General features: G+C 68.4%; 7 protein-coding genes. All 7 read left to right on the top strand.

The genetic code is table 11. The features are described 5' to 3' along the window. Positions 1 to 91: 91 nt before the first annotated feature. The gene (gene traC, locus ACDELDRAFT_RS17905) at positions 92 to 2,674 is read left to right on the top strand and encodes a type IV secretion system protein TraC (RefSeq protein WP_005799394.1); all 2,583 of its coding nucleotides are present in this window, start codon (positions 92 to 94) and stop codon (positions 2,672 to 2,674) included. Next, positions 2,671 to 3,027: a hypothetical protein gene (locus ACDELDRAFT_RS17900; RefSeq protein WP_005799393.1), complete on the top strand. Its 357-nt coding sequence runs from the start codon at positions 2,671 to 2,673 to the stop codon at positions 3,025 to 3,027. The genes traC and ACDELDRAFT_RS17900 overlap by 4 nt, the downstream gene beginning before the upstream one ends. Then, complete coding sequence (gene traF, locus ACDELDRAFT_RS17895; protein ID WP_005799392.1) at positions 3,024 to 3,629, top strand: conjugative transfer signal peptidase TraF; 606 nt, start codon at positions 3,024 to 3,026, stop codon at positions 3,627 to 3,629. Before ACDELDRAFT_RS17900 ends, traF begins: the two co-directional genes overlap by 4 nt. An 11-nt stretch (positions 3,630 to 3,640) precedes the next feature. After that, the gene (locus ACDELDRAFT_RS17890) at positions 3,641 to 4,024 is read left to right on the top strand and encodes a hypothetical protein (protein WP_005799391.1); all 384 of its coding nucleotides are present in this window, start codon (positions 3,641 to 3,643) and stop codon (positions 4,022 to 4,024) included. Beyond that, positions 4,021 to 4,650, top strand: coding sequence for a type-F conjugative transfer system protein TraW (traW, locus tag ACDELDRAFT_RS17885; protein ID WP_005799390.1), 630 nt, complete (start codon positions 4,021 to 4,023; stop codon positions 4,648 to 4,650). The genes ACDELDRAFT_RS17890 and traW overlap by 4 nt, the downstream gene beginning before the upstream one ends. Further along, complete coding sequence (locus ACDELDRAFT_RS17880; RefSeq protein WP_005799389.1) at positions 4,647 to 5,672, top strand: TraU family protein; 1,026 nt, start codon at positions 4,647 to 4,649, stop codon at positions 5,670 to 5,672. The genes traW and ACDELDRAFT_RS17880 overlap by 4 nt, the downstream gene beginning before the upstream one ends. A gap of 52 nt (positions 5,673 to 5,724) precedes the next feature. After that, positions 5,725 to 6,221, top strand: a 497-nt coding sequence (locus tag ACDELDRAFT_RS17875) for a TrbC family F-type conjugative pilus assembly protein (RefSeq protein ID WP_005799388.1), incomplete at its 3' end; no start/stop codon positions are given.

Raw genomic sequence — 6,221 nt, 5'->3', positions numbered from 1 at the left:
GGTGCGGTGCAGCGCCCCGCACCCTTCAACGCCTTCCCCTCGCTCGCCCAGCCGCCGGCGGGCCTGGGCGCTCGTCCGCAGTGAGGCCCCCATGCTGTTTTCTTCCACAGATACACACCCCGGCGGCGCCCGCGCCGCACCGCTGTTTCCATTCGGCATGGCGGCGGACACACCGGCCGAGCAGTTCGCCGGCTGGCTGCCCTACTCCGCCTATCTCGCCGACGAGAAGATCTTCGTGAACCGCGACGGCATGGGCTTCATGCTCGAGGTCATGCCGCAGTCCGGCGCCGACGAGCGCATGGCCGAGGTGCTGGTTTCGCTCTATGCCAACTGCCCGCCGGACACCGGCCTGCAGTTCCACCTGTTCGCCTCGCCGCACATTCGCCACCAACTGCGCCAGTACACCAACCTGCGCGTGGAGGATGAAGACCAGGCCGAGAAGGCGCGTCCTTTCGGGCGGCCGGTGCCCAACGAGAACCTGTTTCGCAAGCTGGCGCGTCAGCGGGTGCAGCACCTGCTACATGGCACACAGGCCTCGCTGACGGCGGGCTTCCACTACACGCTGCGCGACTTCCGGCTGATGCTGAGCGTCGCGTTTCCGGGCAGCGCGGCCGACCTGAACCGGCGCGAGGCGCTGCTGGCCCTGCGCGACTCGATGGCGGCCACGCTGCGCTCGGCCATGCTGCCCAACCGGGTCTGCGACGCGGCCGACCTGATCAACTGGTGTGCGCTGTTCACCAACCCGGACCGCATCGCGCATTCGGATGCTGAGGACCTGAACTACGACGACGATCGCTGGCTGCGCTACGACGACGGCCGCGAGATCCGCGACCAGATCGTGGACTTCGACACCATCCAGGACCCGCATCCGTCAGGGATCACGCTCTGGAAGGAAACCAGCGCCGAGGTGCTGGAGGCGCGCTTCTACTCGATCAAGTCGTTCCCGGAGCGCTTTGCCCTGTGGCAGATGGGTTCGCTGATCGGCGACCTGATGCAGCCGGCGCTGCAGTACAGCGCGCCCTTCCTGATCACGCTGGGCGTGCACGTCCTCGACCCGAACGCCACCAAGTCCATCATCACGGCCAACCACGTGCGCGCCACGCAGAACGCCAAGTCCAAGATGGCCGACGTGATGCCGGACGTGCGCAAGAAGCTCGACGACTGGTCGGCTGCCGCCAACGCCATCGACACCGGCGGCAGCCTGGTGAGCCTGTACCACCAGCTCGCGATCTTCACGCCCCCGGACAAGGCCGCCTCGGCGCACGAGGCCGCGAACGCCATCTGGCGCGCCCGGGGCTTCCAACTCAACGCCGACGCCTACATGCACCGGCAGGCGCTGCTGGCCAGCCTGCCGATGACGTTGACCCCGAGGTTCCACAAGGACCTCGCCAAGATGCGCCGCGTCACGCGCAAGACGATGGCCAACGCCATCCACATGGCGCCGCTGATCGCCGAGTGGCGCGGCACGCGCACGCCGGCCCTGGTGTTCGGCGGACGGCGCGGCCAGGTCATGACGTTGGACCTGTTCGACAACGACCTGGGCAACTACAACTTCGCGATCATCGGCGCGCCAGGCTCGGGAAAGTCCGTGCTGATGAACGAGCTGGCCTGGTCGTACCGCGCGATCGGCGCCAAGGTCTGGATGCTGGATCTCGGCCGCAGTTTCGAGAAGCTGTGCCGCAAGGCCCAGGGCACCTACATCGAGTTCCGGCCCGACGTGGATATCTGCCTGAACCCGTTCACCATCGTTCACGACATCAACGAGGACATCGACATGCTGGTGCCGGGCATCAGCAAGATGTGCTCGATGCAGCACACGCTGGACGAGGTCCAGTACAAGGCCATCTCGGCGATGGTGCTCAAGCTCTGGCGCGCGCATGGCAACGATCTCACGATCACCGGCCTGCGCGACGCCTTCAAGACCGGGACCATCGAGGAGCTGGGGGTCTCGGGCGACCAACGCATCAAGGACCTGGCCATCATGCTCAACCCTTACGCCAGGGGCGGGCAGTACGAAAGGTTCTTCGAGGGCCGGGCCAACGTCGACTTCTCCAATGACTTCATCGTCATCGAGAACGAGGAACTCAAGCGCCGGCCGGATCTGCATGCGGTGGTCAACATCCTGCTGCTGCACCAGATCACCGGCGAGATGTACCTGACGCGCAACCGGCGCAAGGTGCTCTTCATCGACGAGTTGAAGCAGCAGCTCGGCGACATCGGCGCCGACGATCCGATCAAGGCCGCTGTGGTGGAGGAAGCCGCGCGGCGCGCGCGCAAGTACGGCGGCGCGCTCGGCACCGCCACCCAGAGCGCCGACGATTACTACGGCTCGGCGCAGATGGAAGCCGCCTTCAACTGCTCGGACTGGGTGTTCCTGCTGCGCCAGAAGCCCGAATCCATCGAGATGCTGGATCGCAAGGGGCGTCTCGCGATGGACGAGCCCAAGAAGCGGCTGCTGAACTCCTTACGCACCGAGGCCGGCGCGTTCTCGGAGCTCTATATCTCGTCGCCCGTGGGCGAAGGCGTGGCGCGGAACATCCTCGATCCCGCGACCCACCTGCTGTTCTCGAACAAGCTGGAGGACAACGCGCCCATCGACGCGCTGCGCGCCCAGGGCCTGTCGATTGATGAGGCCATCGCCGAGCTGCTGCGGCAGCGGGGGCATGCGCTATGACCAAGCGCCTGCTGCTCAACGCCGTGGTCTCGGCGCTGCTGGTCGCCGTCGGTATCGCCGCCTACGACCGCTGGGTGCTGCGGCCCGCGCTGGTCGTCGGCGTGGTGGATCTGTCCGAGGTCTACCGCGCCAAGGAAGCCGAGTTCACCCAGCTGTTGACCCAGCCCGGCAGCGAATCCGAGCGCGAGCGCGCGCTTGCCTTGGCACGCAGCTTCTCGCAGCGCCTGCCCGCCGCACTCGACGAACTGCCCCGCGAATGCGGCTGCCTGGTGGTGGTGAAGAGCGCGATCGCCGGTGCGCCGAACAGCCGGGACCTGACGCCGGCGCTGCGCAGAAAGGTGGATCAGCCATGACCACAACGGAATCCGTCTCGACTGACCCCACGGTCCCGGCAGCGACACCGGCCCCGGGCTGGTGGCACCGGCGCGCCCAAACCCTTGCCGAGCTCCTGCGCCATATGCAGCGACGCTGGTACCTCTACCTGCCGGTGTTCGCGATCTGGGGCTTCGCCTATGTGCGGCTCTTCATCGACCCGACGCCGCGCATGCCCATCCTGGTCAACTGGACGCCGAGCCTGCCCTACCACGTGGCGCTGATGCAGTTCCAGCAGCAACCCGTGCGGCGCGGCGACCTGATCGTCTTCGCGTTCGCGGGCGAGGCCCAGGCGCACTACCCCGGCCTGCGCGGCCAGCCCTTCTTCAAGCAGGTGCGCGGCATGCCCGGCGACGTCGTCACGGTCCTGGACCGCACGGTCTTCGTCAACGGCGAGGCCGTGGGCCTGGCCAAGACCCATGCCTACGACGGCCATCCGCTGGCGCCCATCGCGCCCGTGGTCATTCCTCCGGGGCATTTCTACGTGCAGGGTATCGGACCCCACAGCTTCGACTCGCGCTACGCCGAAAGCGGCCTGGTGCGCGCCGAGCAGGTGGTGGGCATCGTGGTGCCGATCTTCTGAGGAGTCCGGCCATGCGCAAAGTCTTCCTCCTCGCCGCCTTCCTGCTGGGACAGGTGCTGACGACGGGCACCGCGCTCGCCCAGACCAGCCCGGCGTTCGGGCCGCTGTCCGCGGCGCCCGGCCAGGACGCCCCGGGCGATATGCCGCTCGCGGACTACCTCGGCCTGCTCAAGCAGATCGCACCCTCGGCGGAAAGTGGCGCGCGCACCTATCTCGCCGCCGTGCAGCTGCGCTGCGGCCGGTCGCTGACCACGACCGATCTGCGGCAGGCCATTTCCGAGGGCGAAGGCCATCCCGCCCTGATGGGCCTGATCCGCGCGGCCCACCAGAAGGACACCGCCGCCCGCGACCGGCTCGTCGCCCAGCTTCCGTGTCCGCGCGGAGGCACGCGATGAGAACCCATCTTGCCCTCGCGCTCGCCGTGCTGGCCGGCTGCAGTGCCTCCGCACACGCCACCGACCTCGGCACCCTCGGCCCCACCTACGAGATCGCCGAGCCCCATCTGCTGCAGATGATCGAGCAGCGCCTGCGCGAGAAGGAGCGCTCGGGCGAACTGGCCCGGATTGAGCAGGATGCACGCGCCCGCGGCACGGAGGCAGTGCGCAGCCCGGCGCCCGTCGCCGGTGTGCAGACCACGGCCAAGCCGCGCACCTTCTACTTCGACCCGACCTACACGCTGGACCGCAACATCCTCGGCGCCAGCGGCGAGCTGATGTTCGCGGCCGGCACCAAGGCCAATCCACTGGACGTGGTCTCGCTGTCGCGGCACCTGCTGTTCTTCGACGCCCGCGACAGCCGCCAGGTCCGCCAGGCGCGCGAGCTGATGGTGCGCTACCAAGGCAAGGTCAAGCCGATCCTGACGGGCGGCTCCTACCTGGATCTGATGAAGTCCTGGCGCATCCCCGTCTACTACGACCAGCAGGGACTGCTGACCCGGCGTCTCGGTATCGCCCAAGTGCCGGCCCTGGTCTCGCAGGAAGGTAGGCGGCTGCGCATCGACGAGATGGAGGTGCCGCGATGATCCGCAGGCTCCACTCGCTGGCGGCCGGCATGCTGGCCTCGCTACTTCTCGCGGTGAGCACCTCGGCCTCCGCCGCGGGCGCGGCCACCTGCACCGGCAAGTTCCCGAATCCGATCACCGACATCTGCTGGAGCTGCATCCTGCCGCTGAGCATCGGCGGCGCGCGCATCGGCAACTTCGGCGGCCAGGAGGACATCGACAACCCCTCGAGCCCGCTCTGCACCTGCGGCGTGAATCCGATCATCGGCCTGTCGATCGGCTTCTGGGAGCCCGCGCGCCACGTCGAGGCCGTGCGCAAGCCCTTCTGCCTGACGTCCCTGGGCGGCATCGACCTCGATCCCGGCATCCCGGCGCCCGAGGCGGCGCGCTTCACGCGCCCCGAGGGCGATGGCGACGGCGGCAGCTTCTACCAGGCCCACTTCTACGTGAACCCGGTCCTCTACTACCTGGAGGTGGTGACCGACTTTCCGTGCCTGGAGAAGGGCTCGTTCGACCTGGCCTACCTGACCGAGGTCGACCCGCTGTGGGCCGACGACGAGCTCACGCTGATCATCAACCCGGACGCGGCGCTGTTCGCCAATCCGGTGGCGATCGCCGCCTGCGCCGCCGACTGCGTGGCCGCCTCGGTGGGCTTCGGGATCCGGGAGATGTTCTGGTGCGCGGGTTGCCAGGGCGGCCTGTATCCCATGAACGGCCACGTCCCGTACCACATGGGCGGCGTGCGCACCGCGGCGCTGATGGCCCAGCGGCTGACGGCCAAGATGCACCGCGAGCTGATCGCCTGGGGCTGGCACGGACAGGCCGGCCTTTGCGGGCCCTACTTCGCGCCGGTCATGGACAAGACCGCCTACAAGACCCAGCTCACCCACCCCATCCCCAACACCGCCAAGGAAGCCGGCAAGTGCTGCCAGCCCTTCGGCCGCACCACCGTGACCTGGGGCGCCGGGAAGGAGTACCCCGTGCGCGGCGAGGACTTCGCCTTCATGTTGTTCAGAAAAAGGAACTGCTGTGTCGGCTACTGACCTCCCCACCCTCTTCCGGCGCAGGCTCGCCTCACTGCTGGCAGCAGGCGCGATGCCAACGACCTGGGCCGCCGGCCCGACCATCACCGAGGCCGACATTGAGCGAGCCCGCCGCGCGCAACCCACGGTCACCGAGCAGGACGTCGAGCAGGCGCGGCGCAAGCACAGCCTGCCTTCGACGGACCTCCCTGCGAGTGCCCCCGCAACCGCTGGCCCCTCCGTCGACGCCCTGCCGCAGCCGGTGACACGGACACCGATCGACCTCGAAGCGCTGGCGCGCGGCTATGCGTCTCAGGCCGACGCGATGGAATCCGCCCAGGGCCTGGCGCAAGGCCAGATCAAGGGCCCCGGCCTGTTCGTCTTCGTCAGCCTCGCGATGCCCCAGCCCACGCTGCAGCGGCTGATCGACCAGGCGGCCCGCGCTCGGGCTTCGGTCATCCTGCGCGGCCTGGCCAACGGCTCGCTGCGCCAGACCGTGGCCCAGATGCATCCGCTGATCGGCCAGCGCCAGGTCGCGGTGCAGATCGACCCGCAGGCCTTCGACCGCTT

The organism is Acidovorax delafieldii 2AN, assembly GCF_000175235.1.
In the GTDB taxonomy this organism is placed as follows: domain Bacteria; phylum Pseudomonadota; class Gammaproteobacteria; order Burkholderiales; family Burkholderiaceae_C; genus Acidovorax; species Acidovorax delafieldii_B.
The sequence above is the reverse complement of the archived record's forward strand: the minus strand, read 5'-3'. Positions and strand labels throughout refer to the sequence as shown.

Excerpts from the sequence above, each read along its gene's own strand:
- traC (WP_005799394.1), top strand. The coding sequence starts at position 92 with ATGCTGTTTTCTTCCACAGATACACACCCCGGCGGCGCCCGCGCCGCA.
- ACDELDRAFT_RS17900 (WP_005799393.1), top strand. The coding sequence starts at position 2,671 with ATGACCAAGCGCCTGCTGCTCAACGCCGTGGTCTCGGCGCTGCTGGTC.
- traF (WP_005799392.1), top strand. The coding sequence starts at position 3,024 with ATGACCACAACGGAATCCGTCTCGACTGACCCCACGGTCCCGGCAGCG.
- ACDELDRAFT_RS17890 (WP_005799391.1), top strand. The coding sequence starts at position 3,641 with ATGCGCAAAGTCTTCCTCCTCGCCGCCTTCCTGCTGGGACAGGTGCTG.
- traW (WP_005799390.1), top strand. The coding sequence starts at position 4,021 with ATGAGAACCCATCTTGCCCTCGCGCTCGCCGTGCTGGCCGGCTGCAGT.
- ACDELDRAFT_RS17880 (WP_005799389.1), top strand. The coding sequence starts at position 4,647 with ATGATCCGCAGGCTCCACTCGCTGGCGGCCGGCATGCTGGCCTCGCTA.